Raw genomic sequence first — 19,059 nt, 5'->3', positions numbered from 1 at the left:
CCCGGAGGGAGAGGGGCTCTGGCTGTTCCCTTCTCCCGTCGGGAGAAGGTGCCCCGCAGGGGCGGATGAGGGTCCGGGCGCAGCCTCGTGTTGCCAGATGGGTGCAGCGCTTCGCGCTCCGTACCCTCACCCCACCCCTCTCCCGGAGGGAGAGGGGCTCTAAGGCTCAGCCCTGGCTGCGGCGCAGGCGGCTGTGGCGGTAGCCGTAGCCGAAGTAGATCGCCAGGCCGATCACCGTCCAGCCGGCCATCAGCATCCAGTTGTGCGCGGTCATCGCCGACAGCAGCGCCAGGCAGCTGAGCACGCCGGCGATGCAGATCGGCCAGGCGAACGGGATGCGGAACGGGCGCGGCAGGTCCGGCTGGGTGCGACGCAGGATCAGCACGCCGGCGCAGACCGCGGCGAAGGCGATCAGGGTGCCCATCGAGGTCAGTTCGCCCAGCACGTCCAGCGGGAACAGCGCCGCCAGCAAAGCGATGCCGATGCCGGTGATCACGGTGTTGACGTGCGGGGTGCGGTAGGTCGGGTGGATCTTGGTGAATACCGGCGGCAGCAGGCCGTCGCGGGCGATGATCATGAAGATGCGCGGCTGGCCGATGATCATCACCAGCACCACCGAGGACAGGCCGATCAGCGCGCCGATCTCCACCACCACGCGCAGCCAGGCCAGCTGCGGATGCGCCGCCACCGCGGTTACCACCGGCTCGTCGGTACCGAGTTGCGTGTACGGCAGCAGCCCGGTCATCACCGCGGCCATGGCGATGTACAGCACGGTGCAGATCACCAGCGACAGGATCATGCCGATCGGCAGGTCGCGCTGCGGGCGGTGCGATTCCTGCGCCGCCACCGACACCGCCTCGAAGCCGATGTAGGCGAAGAACACCATCGCCGCGCCGCGCAGCACGCCGTCCAGGCCGTACTTGCCCGGGCCTTCGTTGGCGGGGATGAACGGGTGCCAGTTGGCCGGGTCCACGTACTTCCAGCCGGCGGCGATGACCAGCACGATCAGGCCGCTCTTCAGCACCACCATCGCCATGTTCATCGCCGAGGACTTGCGGATGCCGACGTAGCACAGCCAGGTCAGCAGCAGCACGATGCCGGCGGCAGGCAGGTTGGCGATCGCGCCGGTCGGCTGCAGCTTGCCGTCCAGTGGCGCGTTGACCAGTGCCGCGGGCAGATGGATGTCGAAGTGGTCGAGCAGGCTGAGGAAATAGCCGGTCCAGCTCACCGCCACCGCCGAGGCCGACACGCCGTATTCCAGCACCAGCATCCAGCCGATGAACCAGGCCGCCAGCTCGCCGAAGGTGGCGTAGGTGTAGGTGTAGGCGCTGCCGGAGACGGGCACCATCGCCGCGAACTCGGCGTAGGCCAGCGCGCAGAACGCGCAGCACACCGCGGCCAGCACGAACGAGAGCATGATCGCCGGCCCGGCGTGGTTGGCCGCCGCCTGCCCGGTGATGACGAAGATGCCGCCGCCGATCACCGCGCCGATGCCGAGCGCGGTCAGGCCCCAGGGGCCGAGCGCACGTTGCAGGCCCAGCCCGCCGGCGTCCTCGTGGCTGGCATGGGGGTGTTTGGTGGCCAAGAGTTGTTTGAGCATCGAGCGGTTCCAGCCGGGCGCGGCGTGCGAGGAAGAGGGGGCGAACGCGAAGACCGGCGCGGACGCCGGTCTTCGGGGGGACGGATCAGGCCTTGGTGGCCAGGCGGCTGTTGCGGATGCCGTAGAAGAAGTAGATGCACAGGCCGATCAGGGTCCAGCCGACGAACACCTTCCAGTGTTCCTGGAATGCCTGGAAGAACAGGCCCACGCAGAACAGCGCACCCAGCGGGCACACCGCCCAGAACAGCGGCACCCGGAACGGACGCGGCAGGTCGGGACGGGTGAAGCGCAGCACCATCACGCCGACGCAGACCGTGGCGAAGGCCAGCAGGGTACCCATCGACACCAGTTCGCCGAGCACGTCCAGCGGGATCAGCCCGGCCAGCAGCGCGGCCAGCACGCCGACCACCACGGTGCCGACGTAGGGCGTGTGGAAGCGGCGATGGACCTTGCCGAACAGCTTCGGCAGCAGGCCGTCGCGCGCCATGGTGTAGAAGATGCGCGGCTGCGCCATCAGCATCACCAGCACCACCGAGGACAGGCCGGCGATGGCGCCGATCTCGACGAAGGTTTTCAGCCAGGCCAGCTGCGGGTAGTGCTCCAGCGCGGTGGCCACCGGCTTGGCGGTGCCGAGCTGGGTGTAGGGCAGCAGGCCGGTCAGCACCGCGCAGACGATGATGTAGATGACGGTGCAGATGGCCAGCGACACCAGGATGCCGATCGGCATGTTCTTCTGCGGGTCCTTGGTTTCGCCGGCGGAGGTGGAGACCGCATCGAAGCCGATGTAGGAGAAGAACACGATGGAGGCGGCGCGGAAGATGCCGCTCCAGCCGAATTCGCCCGGGCCGGTGTTTTCCGGGATGAACGGGTGCCAGTTGTCCGGGTTGATGTAGAAGATGCCGACGCCGACGAACAGGCAGATCACCAGCACCTTGATCGCCACCACGATGGCGTTGACGAAGGCCGACTGGGTGACGCCGACGTAGCACAGCGTGCTGACCGCGGCCACGATCAGCACCGCCGGCAGATTGACGATGTTGCCGGAGGCGACGAAGGCGTGGCCGGTCCAGGTCAGCGGCGCGCTGGCCAGTTCCGCGGGGAAGGGCAGGCCCAGGGTGCCGGTGACGAAGCTGATCAGGTAGGCCGACCAGCCCACCGCGACGCTGGAGCCGGCGAACAGGTATTCCAGCACCAGGCACCAGCCGATGAACCAGGCCACGCCTTCGCCGAGCGTGGCGTAGGAATACGAATAGGCGCTGCCGGAAACCGGCAGCATCGCCGCGAATTCGGCGTAGCACAGGCCGGCGAAGGCGCAGGCCAGGCCGGCGAACACGAACGACAGCATCACCGCCGGGCCGGCATGATTGGCCGCGGCCTGGCCGGTGAGCACGAAGATGCCGGCGCCGATCACCGCGCCGATGCCGAGCAGGATCAGGTGTCTGGCGGTGAGGGTGCGTTTGAGGGTGGCTTCGCCCTCCAGACTGCCTTCGAACGGTTCGCCGGCATCGACGTGACCGGCCGGTTCGATCGGCTTGACCCTCAGCAGAGACTTGAGCATTCGGTGCATCCCCAGGTGGCGGTACGGGGCAAGTGGCCCCGGCAATGGCGAAGCGCCGGGCCCGCAGCGGGCGACGCAAGCGTCGTACCATGCCAAAGCCGGCCGGCCGCCACAAGCCGCGCTGCACCGTCGGCGGCGATAATGGCTGCCCCCGAACGCGAGAACGCCGATGCCGGAGTCGTCCCTACGCCAGCAGTTGCAGGCCCATGCCCGGCAGTGCCCGGACCAGGCCGAGATCGCCGCGCAGTTCCTGGCCTTGCTCGACGATGCCGCCGATCCGTTCGTGCGCGCCCGCCTGGACGGCCATTTCACCGGCTCGGCCTGGCTGGTCAGCGCCGACGGCACGCGCACCTTGCTGACCCATCACCGCAAGCTGCAGCGCTGGCTGCAACTGGGCGGCCACGCCGACGGCGACCGCGATCTGGCGCGGGTGGCCTTGAAGGAGGCCGAGGAAGAATCCGGGCTGCCGGGCCTGGCACTGGAGGATGGCGCGATCTTCGACCTGGACCGGCACTGGATTCCCGCCCGCGGCGAGGTGCCGGGGCACTGGCACTACGACGCACGCTACGTGGTCCGCGCCGGCGCCGATGACGTCTTCGCGGTCAGCGCAGAGTCGCTGGCCCTGGCCTGGCGCCCGATCGCCGAATTGCTGGATGAAGCGGATCTGGATCCGTCGCTGCGGCGCATGGCGCAAAAGTGGCTGCAGCGCAGCGCATTAACCCCTCTCCCCCCAGGAGAGGGGTTGGGGTGAGGGTCCGGGCGCGAAGCGCTGCACCAATCTGGCAACACGAGGCTTCGCCCGTACCCTCATCCGCCCCTTCGGGGCACCTTCTCCAGAGGGGAGAAGGGAGAAGCCGGCTCCGGCTGGATGGCTTAGCCCCTCTCCCTCCGGGAGAGGGGTTGGGGTGAGGGTACGGGGCGCGCAGCGCATGCGATGTTTCAGCTGCACGAGGCTGCGCCCGTACCCTCATCCGCCCCTTCGGGGCACCTTCTCCCGAGGGGAGAAGGAACAGCCGGCTCCGGCTTGATGGCTGAGCCCCTCTCCCCCCGGGAGAGGGGTTGGGGTGAGGGTCCGGGCGCGCAGCGCCCCCACGAATCCCCAATCCCCAATCCCCGCTAATAAAGAATGCGCGTCCGCAACGTCCCCGCCACCTGCGCCAGTTCGTCCTTCAGCACCGCGGCCAGTTCCTCGCTGGCGGCCACGTCGATCACCACGTAGCCGACCTTGGGGTCGGTGCGCAGGAACTGGCCGTCGATGTTGACGTTGTGGCGCGAGAACAGTTCGTTGATCTGCGACAGCACGCCCGGCACGTTGCGGTGGATGTGCAGCAGGCGCAGGCTCTCGGCGTGCTCGGGCAGGGTGACTTCGGGGAAGTTCACCGCCGACAGAGTGCTGCCGTTGTCGCTGTAGCGCACCAGCTTGGCCGCCACTTCCACGCCGATGTTGTCCTGCGCTTCCAGCGTGCTGCCGCCGACGTGCGGGGTCAGGATCACGTTGTCGTGCGCGGCCAGCGGCGATTCGAACAGGTCGCCGTTGCCCTTGGGTTCGATCGGGAACACGTCCACTGCAGCGCCGCCGATGTGGCCGCTGCGCAGCGCCGCGTCCAGGGCGTCGATGTCGATCACCGTGCCGCGCGAGGCGTTGATCAGGTGCGCGCCCGGCTTCATCTGCGCCAGTTGCGTGGCGCCGATCATGTTGCGGGTGGCCGCGGTCTCCGGTACGTGCAGGGTGACCACGTCGGCGCGCGCCAGCAGGTCGTCCAGGTCGGTGGCGGTGCGGGCGTTGCCCAGCGACAGCTTGGTCTCGATGTCGTGGAAGATCACCTGCATGCCCAGCGACTCGGCCAGCACGCCGACCTGGGTGCCGATGTGGCCGTAGCCGACGATGCCCAGCACCTTGCCGCGCGTCTCGTGGCTGCCGGTGGCCGACTTCGACCAGCCGCCGCGGTGGCATTCGGCGTTCTTCTGCGGAATGCCGCGCAACAGCAGGATGGCCTCGGCGATCACCAGCTCGGCGACGCTGCGGGTGTTGGAGTAGGGCGCATTGAACACCGGAATGCCGGCCAGTTCGGCGGCGTCCAGGTCGACCTGGTTGGTGCCGATGCAGAAGCAGCCGACCGCGATCAGGCGCTTGGCGTGGGCCAGCACCTCGGCGCTGAGCTGGGTGCGCGAGCGGATGCCGACGATGTGCGCCTCGGCGATGCGCTGCTTGAGCTCGTCTTCCGGCAGCGACTTGGCGTGCAGCTCGATCTGCGAGTAGCCGGCCGCGCGGAACACGTCGACGGCGGTCTGGCTGATGCCTTCGAGCAGCAGCACGCGGATGTCCTGCTTCGGAAACGAGGTCTTCTTGGGCGACATTGCGGCGAGGGAGCGATGGCCAACGGGCCGGTCACTATGCCAGATGGCTTCGCGCTTTGGTGCGCCGCAATAGGATGCCGGGAGACCGTGGATGCAACGCCGGTGGACGGTTTCAGGTGTATCGATTGGCGGTGGCCGGCGGGGGATTCGGGAGTGGGGAGTGGGGATTCGCAAAAGCAGCGGGCTGCTGGCAGCGAACTGGACGCCGTTGCGCAAGGCTGGCACGCTTGAACGATTGTCTACGCTTCGACCTCTGCACTTATGACCGACCCGCGCCTGGATGCCCTGGCCCTTGCCGTTCCCGGCCTGCGCCTGAAGACCGATCCCGCCGACCTGGAGCACTACGGTCGCGACTGGACCCGGCGCTGGACCCCGGCGCCGCTGGCGATCGCGCTGCCGGCGACGGTGGAGGAGGTGCAGGCGGTGCTGCGCTGGGCCAACGACCACGCGGTGGCGGTGGTGCCCTCCGGCGGCCGCACCGGCCTGTCCGGCGGCGCGGTGGCCGCGCACGGCGAACTGGTGCTGAGCCTGGAGCGGATGAACAAGGCGCTGGCGTTCGATCCGGTCGACCGCACCCTCACCGTGCAGGCCGGCATGCCGCTGGAAGCGGTGCACAACGCCGCGCGGGAGCACGGGCTGCAATATCCGGTGGACTTCGCGGCGCGCGGGTCGTGCTCGATCGGCGGCAACATCGCCACCAATGCCGGTGGCATCCGCGTGATCCGTTACGGCAACACCCGCGAGTGGATCGCCGGGTTGAAGGTGGTCACCGGCAGCGGCGAACTGCTCGAGCTCAACCGCGGGCTGATCAAGAATTCCAGCGGCTACGATTTCCGCCAGCTGCTGATCGGCTCCGAAGGCACCCTCGGCATCGTGGTCGAAGCCACCCTGCGGCTTACCGACCCGCCGCCGCCGAGCAACGTGATGCTGCTGGCGCTGCCCTCGTTCGAGGTGCTGATGCAGGTGTTCGCCGCGTTCCGCAGCCGGCTGCAGCTGGAGGCGTTCGAGTTCTTCACCGACCGCGCGCTGCAGCACGTGCTCGCGCATGGCGCGCAGGCTCCGTTCGACACGGTGTATCCGTACTACGTGGTCACCGAGTACGCCAGCGGCAACGAGGCGCAGGAGGCCGCGGCGCTGGCCGCATTCGAGGCCTGCATGGAGCAGGGCTGGGTGCTGGACGGGGTGATCAGCCAGAGCGAGGCGCAGGCCGCGCAGTTGTGGCGCCTGCGCGAAGGCATCACCGAAGCGGTGGCGCGCTACACCCCCTACAAGAACGACGTGTCGGTGCGGATCTCGGCGATGCCGGCGTTCCTGGCGCGGACCCAGGCGCTGCTCGGCGAGGCCTACCCGCAGTTCGAGGTGGTGTGGTTCGGCCACATCGGCGACGGCAACCTGCACATCAACGTGCTCAAGCCCGACGCCACCGCGCCGGCGGAGTTCATCGCCGCCTGCGAGCAGGTCACCAAGCTGCTGGCGCAGGTGCTGGCCGAGCACGGCGGCAGCATCTCCGCCGAGCACGGCATCGGCCTGGTCAAGAAACCCTACCTGGACAGCACCCGCAGCGCCGAGGAGATCGCGCTGATGCGCGCGGTCAAGCGTGTGTTCGATCCGTCCGGGCTGCTCAATCCGGGCAAGCTGTTCGATCCCTGAGCGCGGCCGTGCACGCTGCCGCGCGGCCCGTTCAGGCGCTGCGCGGGGCGGACCGCTAGGCTATGCGGCGCGGCGCTGGCCGTCCCCTTTTTCACGATCCCGTTTGGAACGATTGCAATGACCCGAGTGACCGCGCGCTGCGCCCTGCTGTTCGCCCTGATCCTGCCCGCGTTCGCGCAGGCGTCCAGCTTCGCCGGCAGCTCCGCCGGTTCGGCCTCGGCCGGCTCGGCCGGCAGCTCGGCGTCCTCGGACAGCAGTTCCAACAACGACAAGGTGGTGCTGCAGGCGCGCGACGACGCGGCCGGCTTCGTCGCCAGCGCCGGGCGCATCCGCGGCGTGCAACTGGAAGCGGCGCTGCGCGTGTTGCGCGAGCGCAACCCGCAGGCGCAACAGGCCAGCGATCTGGAACTGGCGCAGGCGATCCTGGCGCTGTGATCCCGCGCCGGCCACGGCGCCTGCGCGCGCGGTGGCTGGCGTTGCTGGCGCTGGCCGCTGCGGTGCACGCAGCGGCCGCGCCGCTCGCTGTCGATGAGACAGGGCTGAGCCCCGCCGAGCGCACGGCCAGCGAGGCCGTGCTGGCCGCGGCGCAGGCGCGACTGCCGCCGGCCTGGACCGCGGCGCTGCCCGCAGGACTGCCGCTGCAGTGGCGCGACGATCTCCCCACGCAGGTGCACGGGCGCGCGCAGGCCAGGCGCCTGCTGTTGAACAAGCGCTTGCTGCGCGACTGGATGGCCGCGCCAGGCAGCGACACCGATCCGGTCGCCGACCCGGCACGGCGCCCGGCACTGGCCGCCTTGCTGCACGAGCTGGCGCATTTCTATGACCGCTCCGCGGCCGGGCATCTCTCGTCCGATCCGCGGCTGCTGGATCTGGCCGGCTGGCAGGTCAGCCCGATGCGCCTGGGCCTGCGTCGCGGCCAGAACCGGTTCACCGAGCGTAGCCCGGATCCCTACGAATTGCAGTCGCCGGCCGAGTTCGTGGCGGTGAATCTCGAGCACTTCCTGCTCGATCCGGACTACACCTGCCGGCGGCCGGCGCTGGCCCGCTACTTCGCCGCACGTCTGGCATGGACGCCGCCGTCGAACGCATGCGCGCCCGGCCAGGTCTTCGTGCAGGATCCGCTGGCCGACGCCGCCGCCTTGCTGCAGGTGGATCCGGCGCGGATCTACGCGGTGGACTACCTGCTGGCCGAAGGCAATGCGCAGCCGATGAGCCACTGGGGCCACAGCATGCTGCGCCTGGTGATCTGCGCGCCGGGGCGGCCGCTGGGGCCGGCATGCCGACTGGATCTGGCCGAGCACCGGGTGCTGTCGTTCCGCGCCTTCGTCGACGACGTGCAGATTTCCAACCTGCGCGGGCTCACCGGCTCCTACCCGTCGCGGTTGTTCGTGCTGCCGCTGCGCCAGGTGGTGGACGACTACACTCAGGTGCAGTTGCGCGGCCTGCAGTCGCTGCCGCTGCGGCTGTCGCGCGAAGAGATCGCCGCGCTGCTGGAGCGCGCCGCGCAACTGCACTGGAGCTACGACGGCCGCTATTACTTCCTCAGCAACAACTGCGCGGTGGAGACCTACGCCTTGCTGCACGACGGCGTGCCGCGGCTGGCGGCCGCGCATCTGTCCGGGATCAGCCCGACCGGCCTGCGCCGGCGCCTGGTACGGGCCGGCATCGCCGATGCGTCGGTGTTCAGCGACGCCGACGCGGCGGTGCGGGAGGGCTATTACTTCCCGGCGGCGAGCGCGCATTTTGAGGAGATGTTCGCGGTGGCACGCGGTTCCTTGGCGCTGCCTGCCCGCAATGCCGACGCGTGGCTGGACTTGCCGGCCGCACAGCGTGCGCCGTGGCTGCAGCGTGGCGACCTGCGTGCCAGTGCCGCGTTGCTGCTGCTGGAGAACGCCGCCCGCCGCCGCGCCGAGCAGCGTGGGCGCGATGCGTTGAAGCGGCGCTATCTGGGCAAGCCGCTGCCGTCCGCGGTGGCTGGTGCGGGTGGGGACGATGCGGGTGCGGACACCCGCGATGCCGCCAGCGCGGTGCGTGCCGTGCTGGCCGAGCAGGGGCTACTGAGCCAACCGGCGAGCCTGCTGCAGGGGCAGCCGGGCTATGGCCTGCCGCAGGCGCAGGAGCGCGCCTGGCTGCAGGTGCAGGGACAGGCCCGGATCGCGGCGCTGCACGACGACGGCGCCGCGCTGCAGACGCGTCTGCGCGGGTTGCTGCCGGCGTCGCTGCAGGCGGACCTGGCGCAGATCGATGCCAACCTGGCGACGCTGGGCGTACGTCTGCGTACGCTCAATCGCGAAGGCGGTGGGTTGCAGTTGCGGTCGCCTTCGGTGTTGCAGTCGCATGATGGGCAGCCGTAGTGCGGCATGCGGGTTTGCTAGGCGAGGCTATCGAAGGCAGATGTATCGCGCGTGCGGTAGACGGCGGCGCGGTCGCGGCTGAAGCCGCTCCTACGACGTTGCTCGCGGCGTGATTCCGCAGCATCTGTTTGTCGCAGGCGCAGCCGTGTCAGGGTGAAGGAAGACCGATAGCTCGATGCGTCGGGACTGAAGTCCCTCCCACAGAAACGCGGCGCCGCTCCCATGTATCGCGCGTGCGGTAGACGGCGGCGCGGTCGCGGCTGAAGCCGCTCCTACGGCGCTGCTCGCGGCGTGAGTCCGCAGCACCTGTTTGCCGCAGGCACAGCCGTGTCGGCGTGAAGCAAGACCGATAGCTCCATGCGTCGGGACTGAAGTCCCTCCCACAGAAACGCGGCGCCGCTCCCAACCCAATCATGTAGGAGCGGCTTCAGCCGCGACGAGCGAAGGCGCGAAGCCGGCCGATCAGGACCTGATGGCCGCAGTGCGCCGCACGGATGTGCCGCCGGCCTTGGCAACCATGTCGACGGCCGTCAGGGCTGACGTCCATGCCCGCAAAGGCACCAGCTCGCTACCCGCAAACCGCCATCACGGCAGCTCGAGGCCGGCATCCTCGCCGTAGCGGCGCAGCCAGGCGTCGCGTGGTGGGTCCTGGCGGTACTGCGCGCGCAGCTTCGCCCAAGTCTGTTCATTGCCGTCGCAGTACTTGGCCATCGCTTTTTCCAGTTCGCGGCGCCGCGCGGCGTCGTAGGGTTCCTCGCCAGCGAAATGGCTGCAGGTGTCCTGGCGGGCGACGAAGGCGCGGATCGGCTCGGGCAGCGTGCAGAAACCGTCGTGGTGCTCGGGATCGACCGCGTCCGGAATCGTGCACGCGGGCTCGGGGGCGGCCGCCGTGGCCGGCGTCACCGGCGCGGCGAGCGCCAGCACCGGCAAGGCCAGCAGCAGGCCGAGGCAGGCGCGCCGTGGCGCATGCGCGGCGCTGCCTGCGCGGGAGACGTGGATGACACGGCGCCCGCGCATGGGCTCAGTCGGCGCGACCGGCGAACTCGCCGGTGGTGGTATTGACCAGCACGCGCTCGCCGTTGCCGATGTACTCCGGCACCATGATCTCGATGCCGGTGTTGAGCTTGGCCGGCTTCGGGCGCTTGGTGGCGGTGCCGCCCTTGAGCTCCGGCGGGGTTTCGATCACTTCCAGGGTCACGCTCTGCGGCAACTGGATCGCCACCGGCTGGTCGTCGATGACCTGCACGTAGATGCCGCTGAGGCCGTCGGTGATGTAGCCCGCATCGGTGCCGATCGCATCGGCATCCAGGGTGTAGGGGGTGTAGTCCTCGTCGTCGAGGAACACGAAGGCCTCGCCGTCCTTGTACGAGAAAGTGGACTGGCGGCGCATCAGCTCGACTTCGCGCAGGTCGTCGTCGCCGTCGAAGCTGGCATCGAGCTTGTTGCCGCCCGGCACGCTGTACATCACGAAGCGGAAGCGTACGTTGCCGCCGCGGCCCTGCGGCGAGCTGCGCTCGATGTCGCGGATCTGGTACACGCCGTTGTTGTACTCGACGACGTTGCCTTTCTTGATTTCGTTGGCTTTCATGGGTGTGGGGCCGGGATTGGGGATTGGGGATTGGGGATTGGAAAGCGCCGGGCAGGGACGCGGGACGGGGAGCGCTTGCGAATCCCCAATGCCGAATCCCCAATCCCGGCTACTTCGGCGCCAACCGCACCGCGCCGTCGAGGCGGATGGTTTCGCCGTTGAGGTAGCGGTTGCGCAGCAGGAACATCACCGTGTCGGCGAATTCGTCCGGGCGGCCGAGACGCGAAGGATACGGGATCGAGGCGGCCAGCGACTGCTGCACGGTCTCGGGCATGCCGTCGACCATCGGGGTCCAGAAAATGCCCGGGGCGATGGTGTTGACGCGGATGCCGAAGCGCGCCAGTTCGCGGGCCATCGGCAGGGTCATCGCCACCACGCCGCCCTTGGACGCGGCGTAGGCGGCCTGGCCGATCTGGCCTTCGTAGGCGGCGACGCTGGCGGTGTTGACGATGACGCCGCGCTCGCCGTCCTCGCCCGGGGCGTTGTGCTGCATCAGGTCGGCGGCGGCCTTGGCGACGTTGAAGCTGCCGACCAGGTTGACCATCACCGTGCCCTGGAAGGTGGCCAGCGGCATCGGCGCCTCCTTGCCCAGCACGCGGCCGGCGCCGAGGATGCCCGCGCAGTTGATCGCGGCATTGAGGCCGCCGAGGAAGCCCTGCGCTGCGCCGAGCTGCGCGGCCACCTGGGCCTCGTCGCTGACGTCGGTGCGCAGGTAGCAGGCCCGGTCCGCGCCCAGGGCGGCGACCGCGGCCGCGCCCTTGTCGTCGTTCAGATCGAACAGCGCGACCTTGCCGCCTTCGGCCACGATGCGTTGCGCCACCGCCAGGCCGAGGCCGGACACGCCGCCGGTGACCACCGCTTTCAGATCGGCAAGCTGCATGGATGTTCCCTCCCAGGAAAACGCCCAGTTTAGAGGCTGCCGCCCCATCGCGGCGAGATCGGCGACGGGCCGCGGCGCGCAGGTCCGTCGCCAGGTAAGGAACTGCCGCGGCTCAGCCCTCGGCGGCCAGCGCCTGGCCGACCTTGCTGCCGGTCGGCCGGCCCAGTTTCTGTGCCAGCCAGCGGCCGGTCGCGGCCAGCGCGGGCAGGTCAATGCCGGTCTCCACCCCATTGCCGTGCAGCAGGTAGACCACGTCCTCGCTGGCCACGTTGCCGCTGGCACCCTTGGCATACGGGCAGCCGCCGGCGCCGGACACGGCGGCATCGACCACGCGCACGCCTTCTTCCAGGCAGGCGGCGATGTTGGCCAGGGCCTGGCCGTAGGTGTCGTGGAAGTGCACCGCCAGCGCCGCCATCGGCACCGCTGCGGCGACCGCGCGCAGCATCGCCCGCGCCTTGCCCGGCGTGCCCACGCCGATGGTGTCGCCCAGCGAGATCTCGTAGCAGCCCATCGCATGCAGCCGCTGCGCCACCCGCACCACGTCGGCCAGGGGGACGTCGCCTTGGTAGGGACAGCCGAGCACCGTGGACACGTAGCCGCGCACCTTGACCCCATCCGCCGCCGCGCGCTCCAGCACCGGCGCGAAGCGCGCCAGCGATTCGTCGATGCCGGCATTGGTATTGGTGCGATTGAACGTCTCCGAGGCGGCGGTGAACACGGCCACCTCGCGCACGCCGACCGCGGCGGCGCGCTCGTAGCCCTGCAGGTTCGGCACCAGTACCGGATAGTCCACGCCCGGCACCTGCGCGATGCCGGCGTAGACCTCGGCCGCATCGGCCAGCTGCGGGACCCATTTCGGGCTGACGAAGCTGGTCGCCTCGATGCTGCGCAGGCCGGTGCGCCCCAGCCGCGCGATCAGCTCGATCTTGTCTTCCGTGGCGACCCAGGCCTTCTCGTTCTGCAGGCCGTCGCGCGGGCCGACTTCGACGATGCGCACGCGGTCGCTCATTCGCGGGATTCCTGCGCTGTTGGCCGGGCGCTGCGCACGAAGCGGGAAGCAAAGAGGGTCATGGGATTCCTGATGAAGAGAGGCGGTGAAACAGCCGCAGGCAGGGTCGGCGCCAGGTGCGCCGGGGCAGCGCGGATCAGCCCGCTGCTGGGCGGTGGCAGACCGCTTCGATGTTGTGGCCGTCCGGATCCAGCAGGAAGGCGCCGTAGTAGTCGGGGTGATAGTGCGGGCGCAGGCCCGGTGCGCCGTGCTCGCGGCCGCCAGCGGCCAGGCCGGCACGATGGAACGCGTCCACCTGCGCGCGGCTGGCGGCGACGAAGGCCACGTGCACGCCATTGTCGCCGGCGTCGCGGCCGCCGTCGGCGATCCAGAAGCTGGGCTTGCCGTCGCGGCCGAAGCCGACGTGACGCTGGCCGCCGCTTTCCTCGGCGCTCACCTGCATCACCACGTCCAGCTCCAGCGCGGCCAGGGCGGCGCGGTAGAAGGTCAGGCTGCGGTCGAGGTCGCTGCAGCGCAGGCCGAGATGGTCGATCGGGTTCATGGGCTGGCCCTCCAGGCCGGTTCGCGTTTCTCCAGGAACGCATTCAGCCCTTCCTGGCCTTCGGCCGAGACCCGCAACTGCGCGATCAGGGCGGCGTTGGCCTGGTCCAGCGCATCGCGCTCGCCGCCGGCGGCGACCCGCCGGACCAGCGCCTTGGCGCCGGCGGCGGCCAGCGGTCCGGCCTGGCCGAGCAGGGCGACCTGGCGTTGCACCGCCGCGTCCAGCGCCTCCGGTGCCACCGCCTGGTGGACCAGGCCGATCTGCGCCGCGGTGGCGGCGTCGAAGGTTTCCGCACTGGCGAACCAGCGCCGCGCCTGGCGCGCGCCGATCGCCGCGATCACGTACGGCGAGATCACCGCCGGCAGCAGGCCCAGCCGGCTTTCGCTGAGCGCGAAGCGCGCATCGGTGGCGGCCACGGCGATGTCGCAGCAGGCGACCAGGCCCACCGCGCCGCCGAACGCGGCACCCTGCACCCGTGCCACCGTGGGCTTGGGCAGTTCGTCCAGCAGGCGCATCAGCCGCGCCAGGGCCAGCGCATCGTCCAGGTTCTCCTGTTCGCCGGCGCCGGCCATCGAGCGCATCCACTGCAGGTCGGCGCCGGCCGAGAACGCCGCGCCGGCACCGGCCAGGACCAGCACCTGCACCTGCGCATCGGCGCCGATCTGCAGCAGGGCGTCGCTGAGTTGGGCGATCAGCGCGGCGTCGAAGGCGTTGCGGACCTCGGGTCGGTTCAACTGCAGGGTCAGGACCTTGCCGGATCGTTGCAACAACAGGGCATCGCTCATCGAACACGCTCGTACAAAGGGGAAACGGCAGCCATACGGCGATCATAGCCGCCCGTGCCGGCGCCGCCATGACGCGCCGCGGCGATGCTACAATTGATAACCATTCTTATCGACGGAACGTGCTGTGACGTTGTCCGACATGCCGTTGCGCAGCAGCGCCCTCGTGGAATCCGTGCACGACCGCCAGGCCAACGACGCCATCGCCCGGCGTCTGCGCGAGCTGGGCTTCGTCGCTGGCGAACAGGTGCGGGTGCTGGCCAGCGGGCCGATCGGTGGCGAACCGCTGCTGGTGCAGGTGGGCTATACGCGCTTCGCGCTGCGGCGCAGCGAGGCGGCGCGGGTGCAGGTGAGCGCACTGGACGAGGTGCGCTCGTGAGCGCGGTGGCCGCACCGCTGCGCCTGGCCCTGGTCGGCAACCCGAACTGCGGCAAGACCGCGCTGTTCAACCAGTTGACCGGCAGCAAGCAGAAGGTCGCCAACTACGCCGGCGTCACCGTCGAGCGCAAGGAGGGTCGCTTCCGCGCGCCGTCCGGGCGCGAGTTCGCGGTGCTGGACCTGCCGGGCGCCTACAGCCTGCAGCCGGCCAGCCTGGACGAGGCGATCACCCGCGACCTGTGCCGCGGCTTCTACCCGGGCGAGCCGGCGCCGGACGTGCTGGTCTGCGTGGTCGACGCCACCAACCTGCGCCTGCACCTGCGCTTCGCGCTGGAACTGCGCGAACTGGGCAAGCCGATGCTGGTGGCCTTGAACATGGTCGACGCGGCGCAGCGCCGCGGCATCCAGATCGACCGCCAGGCGCTGGAGCAGGCGCTGGGCGTGCCGGTGATCGAGACCGTGGCGGTGCGCCGCAACGGCGCCCGCGCCCTGGTCGAGCGGCTGGATGCGCTGGCGCCGGCATTGCCGCCGGCGGTGGCGCCGAGCGAGGGGCAGGGCGACTACCACCAGCAGGTGCGCGCGATCCTGGCGGCGGCGGTGTCGATGCCGACGCGAACCTCGCGCGTCGACGACGCGCTGGACCGCTGGTTGCTGCACCCGGTCGCCGGCCTGCTGACCCTGGCGGTGGTGATGTTCCTGATCTTCCAGGCGGTGTATGCCTGGGCGGCGCCGCTGATGGACCTGATCGACGGCGGCACCAAGGCGCTGGGCGCCTGGATCGGCGGAACCCTGCCGGAGGGGCCGCTGAACAGCCTGCTGGTGGACGGCATCATCGCCGGCCTCGGCGGGGTGGTGGTGTTCCTGCCGCAGATCCTGATCCTGTTCGCCTTCATCCTGGCGTTGGAGGAGTCCGGCTACCTGCCGCGTGCGGCGTTCCTGCTCGACCGCATGATGGCCGCCGCCGGCCTGTCCGGGCGCTCGTTCATCCCGCTGCTGTCCAGTTTCGCCTGCGCCGTGCCCGGCATCATGTCCACCCGCAGCATCCAGGATCCGCGCGATCGCCTGGCGACCATCCTGGTGGCGCCGCTGATGACCTGTTCGGCGCGGCTGCCGGTGTACGCGCTGCTGATCGGCGCGTTCATTCCGCAGCGGCAGGTGTGGGGCGTGTTCAACCAGCAGGGGCTGGTGCTGTTCGGCCTGTACTTCGCCGCCATCGCCAGTGCGCTGGTGGTGTCGTGGACGATGAAGAAGTGGCGCCGCGACAAGGGCGAGCATCCGCTGCTGCTGGAGCTGCCGTCCTACCGCGTGCCGCACCTGCGCGACCTGGCGTTGGGCCTGTGGGAGCGCGCGGCGATCTTCCTCAAGCGCGTCGGCGGCATCATCCTGGCGTTGACCATCCTGCTGTGGTTCCTGCTGTCGTTCCCGGCGCCGCCGGCCGACGCCACCCTGCCGGCGATCGACTACAGCTTCGCCGGCCGCATCGGCCACGCCATGACCACGGTGTTTTCGCCGCTGGGCTTCAACTGGCAGATCTGCATCGCGCTGATCCCCGGCCTGGCGGCGCGCGAAGTGGCGGTGTCGTCGCTGGCGACGGTGTACGCGCTGTCGGCGGCCGACGACGATGCCGCCGCGCAGGCGCTGTCGCCGCTGATCCACGACGGCTGGTCGCTGGCCACCGCGCTGTCGCTGCTGGTCTGGTACATCTACGCGCCGATGTGCCTTTCCACCCTGGCCACGATCAAGCGCGAGACCAACTCGTGGAAGCAGATGAGCTTCGCCGCGTTCTACCTGTTCGCGCTGGCGTATCTGGCCTCGCTGGTCACCTACCAGGTCGCGGTGGCGCTGGGAGCCGGCTGAGATGAGCGTCTCGCTGCTGCTGCAGTACCTGGTGATCGCGCTGGCGGTGCTGGTCAGTGCCTGGGTGGTGCTGAAGAAGCAGTTCCCCGGCACCGCGCGCAAGCTGCGCGGCGGCATCGCCGTGCGCCTGCTCAAACCGGGCCGCGCGGCGTGGCTGCAAGCCCTCGGTCGCCGTATCGCGCCTGCGCCTACCGCGGGCGCGGGCGCCTGCGGCGGTTGCGACAGCTGCGGGCCGACGCCGCCGCGGCGGCACTGAGCCGCGGCGCCCGTTGCCGGCCGGCGCATCGCTTGTGCGCCGCACATGCGCGCCGCGATGGCGGCGACTATCCTATGCCGATGACCAGCCCATTCCAGTTTTCCCGCCGTGCGCAGGCGCTGACCAGTTCGGCGATCCGCGAAATCCTCAAGGTCACCGAACGCCCGGACGTGATCTCCTTCGCCGGCGGCCTGCCGTCGCCGGACACCTTCCCGGTCGAGCGCATGCGCGAGGCCTGCGACAAGGTGCTGCGCGACGCACCGCAGGCGGCACTGCAGTACGGCCCGACCGAAGGCTATCTGTTGCTGCGCGAATGGGTCGCGGCGCGGCTGAGCCGCGACGGTGCCCATATCCGTCCCAGCCAGGTGCTGATCACCACCGGTTCGCAGCAGGGCCTGGACCTGCTCGGCAAGGTGTTCATCGACGAAGGCAGCAAGGTGCTGGTGGAAACGCCCAGCTATCTCGGCGCGCTGCAGGCGTTCTCGCTGTTCCAGCCGGCGTTCGCGGCGATGCAGTCGGACGACGACGGTGTGGTAGTGGACGCGCTGGACGATGCGCAACTGGCGGACGCGCGCTTCATGTACGTGCTGCCGAACTTCCAGAATCCGACCGGGCGGCGTCTGCCGCTGCACCGGCGCCAGGCGCTGGTGGCGCGTGCGGCCGCGGCCGGCGTGCCCATCGTCGAGGACGATCCCTACGGCGAGCTGTGCTACAGCGGCGACACGCTGCCGAGCCTGCTGTCGATGAACCCGGACGGCGCCATCTACATGGGCTCGTTCTCGAAGGTGTTCGCGCCCGGCCTGCGCCTGGGCTACCTGGTCGCGCCGGAGGCGGTGCACGCCAAGCTGGTGCAGGCCAAGCAGGCGGCGGATCTGCACACGCCCTCGTTCAGCCAGCGCATCGTCTACGAGGCGGTGCAGGACGGTTTCCTGGATGCGCATATCCCCGGCATCCGCGCGCTGTACGCCAGCCGTTGCGAGCAGATGCTGGCCGCCCTGGCCAAGTATTTCCCGGCGCAGGTGCGCTGGAACCGCCCGGCCGGCGGCATGTTCATCTGGGTCGAACTGCCGGAAGGCATGGACGGCGGCGCGCTGCTGAGCAAGGCGATCGAGCGCAACGTGGCCTTCGTGCCAGGCGCGCCGTTCTTCGCGGTCGCGCCGCAGCGCAATACCCTGCGGCTGTCGTTCGTGACCGTGCCGGCCGAGCGCATCGAGACCGGCGTGCGCATCCTCGGTGCGCTGCTGCAGGACGAGGTCGCCGCGCACCGACGCGCGACGGCCTGAGTCCGGCGCTGCTTCTGTCGATGGCGTCTTCCGGTTCCGCGGTCGCCTCCTGGACCATCGACGCGGTCCTGGTCGGTCGCGCGCAGGCGTTCACCCGCCCGGGCAGCCGCAGCGCGATCGACAAGCGCCCGCAGGCCGGGCGCCTGCGCATCGGCCTGGAGGGGCTGGAACTGGACGAGCAGGGCGACCGCCGCGTGCATGGCGGCCCCGACAAGGCCTTGCACCATTACCCGCGCGATCATTACTTGGCCTGGCGCGAGGAACTGGGCGCACATGCCTTGCTGGACGCGCCCGGTGCGTTCGGCGAGAACCTCAGCAGTAGCGGGGTGACCGAAGCCGACCTGTGCCTGGGCGACAGGCTGCGCCTGGGAACGGCCGTGGTCGAGGTGTCGCAGTCGCGGCAGCCGTGCTGGAAGCTGTCCGACCGGTTCGGCGTGGCCGCGCTGGCGCGGCGCGTGCAGGACAGCGGCCGCACCGGCTGGTACTACCGCGTGCTGCAGCCCGGCGAGGTCGCCGCCGGCGACAGTCTGGTGCTGCTGGAGCGTCCGTATCCGCAATGGTCGCTGGCACGCCTGGTCGGCCTGCTGTACCGCCGCGAGATCGACCCGGCGCAACTGCAGGAGGTGCTGGCGCTGCCGCTGGTGCCGAACTGGCGCACCCTGTTCGAGCGGCGCCTGGCGCAGCGTGCCGTGGAAGATTGGGACAAGCGCTTGCTGGGGCAGGCGGCAGCCGAGTAGGGCGGTTGATCGATCCGGCGAGTGTGCTCTCCTGTTTGGCGGGAGCGGTGGCGTCGACCGGGGCATGCTCGATTGGGTGGGTGCAACGCGTCGGGGCTGAAGCCCCTCCCGCAATGCCTGCTTAACGACGTCGTTGATCCTCCGTAGGAGCGGCTTCAGCCGCGACGAACGAGGCCTCGTTGTATCCAAAGCAGGGTGCCGTCCGCATCGAGCATGCTCCGTGCAAGG

18 protein-coding genes are annotated in these 19,059 nt (G+C 70.0%); 9 read left to right on the top strand and 9 right to left on the bottom strand.

Translation table 11 applies throughout. The features are described 5' to 3' along the window. Window positions 1-166: 166 nt before the first annotated feature. Both AC1PMG_RS11700 and AC1PMG_RS11695 read right to left on the bottom strand, forming a co-directional pair. Window positions 167-1,600, bottom strand: coding sequence for an amino acid permease (locus AC1PMG_RS11700; protein WP_481108992.1), 1,434 nt, complete (start codon window positions 1,598-1,600; stop codon window positions 167-169). Between the two features lie 85 nt (window positions 1,601-1,685). Beyond that, window positions 1,686-3,158 carry an amino acid permease gene (locus tag AC1PMG_RS11695; RefSeq protein ID WP_167522010.1) on the bottom strand — a complete coding sequence of 491 codons (1,473 nt, stop codon included), beginning with the start codon at window positions 3,156-3,158 and terminating at the stop codon, window positions 1,686-1,688. Between the two features lie 169 nt (window positions 3,159-3,327). On the opposite strand from AC1PMG_RS11695, the gene AC1PMG_RS11690 reads away from it, so the two are divergent. Continuing rightward, entirely contained in the window at window positions 3,328-3,909 is a 582-nt protein-coding gene (locus AC1PMG_RS11690) for an NUDIX hydrolase (RefSeq protein WP_481108991.1), read from the top strand. Window positions 3,910-4,274: 365 nt separating this feature from the next. Here AC1PMG_RS11690 and serA read toward each other — a convergent pair whose 3' ends face one another. Beyond that, window positions 4,275-5,516, bottom strand: a complete 1,242-nt coding sequence (serA, locus tag AC1PMG_RS11685) for a phosphoglycerate dehydrogenase (protein ID WP_481108990.1) — start codon at window positions 5,514-5,516, stop codon at window positions 4,275-4,277. Between the two features lie 261 nt (window positions 5,517-5,777). On the opposite strand from serA, the gene AC1PMG_RS11680 reads away from it, so the two are divergent. The 3 genes from AC1PMG_RS11680 (at window position 5,778) to AC1PMG_RS11670 (ending at window position 9,520) form a co-directional block, all read left to right on the top strand. Continuing rightward, on the top strand, window positions 5,778-7,166 hold the full coding sequence (locus AC1PMG_RS11680; protein ID WP_481108989.1) for an FAD-binding oxidoreductase: 1,389 nt from the start codon (window positions 5,778-5,780) through the stop codon (window positions 7,164-7,166). A 117-nt stretch (window positions 7,167-7,283) separates the two neighbouring features. Beyond that, window positions 7,284-7,601 (top strand): DUF2388 domain-containing protein, encoded by a 318-nt coding sequence (locus tag AC1PMG_RS11675; RefSeq protein WP_010341821.1) that lies wholly within the window; start codon window positions 7,284-7,286, stop codon window positions 7,599-7,601. Next, on the top strand, window positions 7,598-9,520 hold the full coding sequence (locus tag AC1PMG_RS11670) for an Lnb N-terminal periplasmic domain-containing protein (protein WP_481108988.1): 1,923 nt from the start codon (window positions 7,598-7,600) through the stop codon (window positions 9,518-9,520). Before AC1PMG_RS11675 ends, AC1PMG_RS11670 begins: the two co-directional genes overlap by 4 nt. 585 nt (window positions 9,521-10,105) lie before the next feature. Here AC1PMG_RS11670 and AC1PMG_RS11665 read toward each other — a convergent pair. The 6 genes from AC1PMG_RS11665 to AC1PMG_RS11640 form a co-directional block, all read right to left on the bottom strand. Further along, window positions 10,106-10,537, bottom strand: coding sequence for a hypothetical protein (locus AC1PMG_RS11665; protein WP_481108987.1), 432 nt, complete (start codon window positions 10,535-10,537; stop codon window positions 10,106-10,108). Window positions 10,538-10,541: 4 nt separating this feature from the next. Then, the gene (yeiP, locus tag AC1PMG_RS11660; protein WP_017912214.1) at window positions 10,542-11,108 is read right to left on the bottom strand and encodes an elongation factor P-like protein YeiP; all 567 of its coding nucleotides are present in this window, start codon (window positions 11,106-11,108) and stop codon (window positions 10,542-10,544) included. Between the two features lie 109 nt (window positions 11,109-11,217). Beyond that, on the bottom strand, window positions 11,218-11,988 hold the full coding sequence (locus tag AC1PMG_RS11655; protein WP_481108986.1) for an SDR family oxidoreductase: 771 nt from the start codon (window positions 11,986-11,988) through the stop codon (window positions 11,218-11,220). A 112-nt stretch (window positions 11,989-12,100) separates the two neighbouring features. Further along, entirely contained in the window at window positions 12,101-12,997 is an 897-nt protein-coding gene (locus AC1PMG_RS11650) for a hydroxymethylglutaryl-CoA lyase (RefSeq protein WP_481108985.1), read from the bottom strand. Window positions 12,998-13,133: 136 nt separating this feature from the next. Continuing rightward, window positions 13,134-13,538 (bottom strand): VOC family protein, encoded by a 405-nt coding sequence (locus tag AC1PMG_RS11645; RefSeq protein WP_342072645.1) that lies wholly within the window; start codon window positions 13,536-13,538, stop codon window positions 13,134-13,136. Then, window positions 13,535-14,323: an enoyl-CoA hydratase-related protein gene (locus tag AC1PMG_RS11640; protein WP_481108984.1), complete on the bottom strand. Its 789-nt coding sequence runs from the start codon at window positions 14,321-14,323 to the stop codon at window positions 13,535-13,537. The genes AC1PMG_RS11645 and AC1PMG_RS11640 overlap by 4 nt, the downstream gene beginning before the upstream one ends. 124 nt (window positions 14,324-14,447) lie before the next feature. Between AC1PMG_RS11640 and AC1PMG_RS11635 the strand changes: the two genes are divergently transcribed. The 5 genes from AC1PMG_RS11635 (at window position 14,448) to AC1PMG_RS11615 (ending at window position 18,831) form a co-directional block, all read left to right on the top strand. Further along, window positions 14,448-14,699 (top strand): FeoA family protein, encoded by a 252-nt coding sequence (locus AC1PMG_RS11635; RefSeq protein ID WP_481108983.1) that lies wholly within the window; start codon window positions 14,448-14,450, stop codon window positions 14,697-14,699. Further along, the gene (gene feoB / locus AC1PMG_RS11630) at window positions 14,696-16,555 is read left to right on the top strand and encodes a ferrous iron transport protein B (RefSeq protein ID WP_284468703.1); all 1,860 of its coding nucleotides are present in this window, start codon (window positions 14,696-14,698) and stop codon (window positions 16,553-16,555) included. The genes AC1PMG_RS11635 and feoB overlap by 4 nt, the downstream gene beginning before the upstream one ends. A 1-nt stretch (window position 16,556) precedes the next feature. Further along, the gene (locus tag AC1PMG_RS11625) at window positions 16,557-16,811 is read left to right on the top strand and encodes a DUF6587 family protein (protein ID WP_481108982.1); all 255 of its coding nucleotides are present in this window, start codon (window positions 16,557-16,559) and stop codon (window positions 16,809-16,811) included. Between the two features lie 74 nt (window positions 16,812-16,885). Then, window positions 16,886-18,094, top strand: coding sequence for an aminotransferase-like domain-containing protein (locus AC1PMG_RS11620; protein ID WP_481108981.1), 1,209 nt, complete (start codon window positions 16,886-16,888; stop codon window positions 18,092-18,094). 20 nt (window positions 18,095-18,114) lie between these two features. After that, on the top strand, window positions 18,115-18,831 hold the full coding sequence (locus tag AC1PMG_RS11615) for an MOSC domain-containing protein (RefSeq protein ID WP_481108980.1): 717 nt from the start codon (window positions 18,115-18,117) through the stop codon (window positions 18,829-18,831). Window positions 18,832-19,059: the final 228 nt, after the last annotated feature.

This window comes from Xanthomonas sp. NCPPB 2250 (genome assembly GCF_056725265.1).
The sequence above is the reverse complement of the archived record's forward strand: the minus strand, read 5'-3'. Positions and strand labels throughout refer to the sequence as shown.

Excerpts from the sequence above, each read along its gene's own strand:
- AC1PMG_RS11650 (WP_481108985.1), bottom strand. The coding sequence starts at position 12,997 with ATGAGCGACCGCGTGCGCATCGTCGAAGTCGGCCCGCGCGACGGCCTG.
- AC1PMG_RS11655 (WP_481108986.1), bottom strand. The coding sequence starts at position 11,988 with ATGCAGCTTGCCGATCTGAAAGCGGTGGTCACCGGCGGCGTGTCCGGC.
- AC1PMG_RS11700 (WP_481108992.1), bottom strand. The coding sequence starts at position 1,600 with ATGCTCAAACAACTCTTGGCCACCAAACACCCCCATGCCAGCCACGAG.
- AC1PMG_RS11695 (WP_167522010.1), bottom strand. The coding sequence starts at position 3,158 with ATGCTCAAGTCTCTGCTGAGGGTCAAGCCGATCGAACCGGCCGGTCAC.
- serA (WP_481108990.1), bottom strand. The coding sequence starts at position 5,516 with ATGTCGCCCAAGAAGACCTCGTTTCCGAAGCAGGACATCCGCGTGCTG.
- AC1PMG_RS11640 (WP_481108984.1), bottom strand. The coding sequence starts at position 14,323 with ATGAGCGATGCCCTGTTGTTGCAACGATCCGGCAAGGTCCTGACCCTG.
- yeiP (WP_017912214.1), bottom strand. The coding sequence starts at position 11,108 with ATGAAAGCCAACGAAATCAAGAAAGGCAACGTCGTCGAGTACAACAAC.
- AC1PMG_RS11645 (WP_342072645.1), bottom strand. The coding sequence starts at position 13,538 with ATGAACCCGATCGACCATCTCGGCCTGCGCTGCAGCGACCTCGACCGC.
- AC1PMG_RS11690 (WP_481108991.1), top strand. The coding sequence starts at position 3,328 with ATGCCGGAGTCGTCCCTACGCCAGCAGTTGCAGGCCCATGCCCGGCAG.
- AC1PMG_RS11680 (WP_481108989.1), top strand. The coding sequence starts at position 5,778 with ATGACCGACCCGCGCCTGGATGCCCTGGCCCTTGCCGTTCCCGGCCTG.
- AC1PMG_RS11625 (WP_481108982.1), top strand. The coding sequence starts at position 16,557 with ATGAGCGTCTCGCTGCTGCTGCAGTACCTGGTGATCGCGCTGGCGGTG.
- AC1PMG_RS11675 (WP_010341821.1), top strand. The coding sequence starts at position 7,284 with ATGACCCGAGTGACCGCGCGCTGCGCCCTGCTGTTCGCCCTGATCCTG.
- AC1PMG_RS11665 (WP_481108987.1), bottom strand. The coding sequence starts at position 10,537 with ATGCGCGGGCGCCGTGTCATCCACGTCTCCCGCGCAGGCAGCGCCGCG.
- AC1PMG_RS11620 (WP_481108981.1), top strand. The coding sequence starts at position 16,886 with ATGCCGATGACCAGCCCATTCCAGTTTTCCCGCCGTGCGCAGGCGCTG.
- AC1PMG_RS11615 (WP_481108980.1), top strand. The coding sequence starts at position 18,115 with ATGGCGTCTTCCGGTTCCGCGGTCGCCTCCTGGACCATCGACGCGGTC.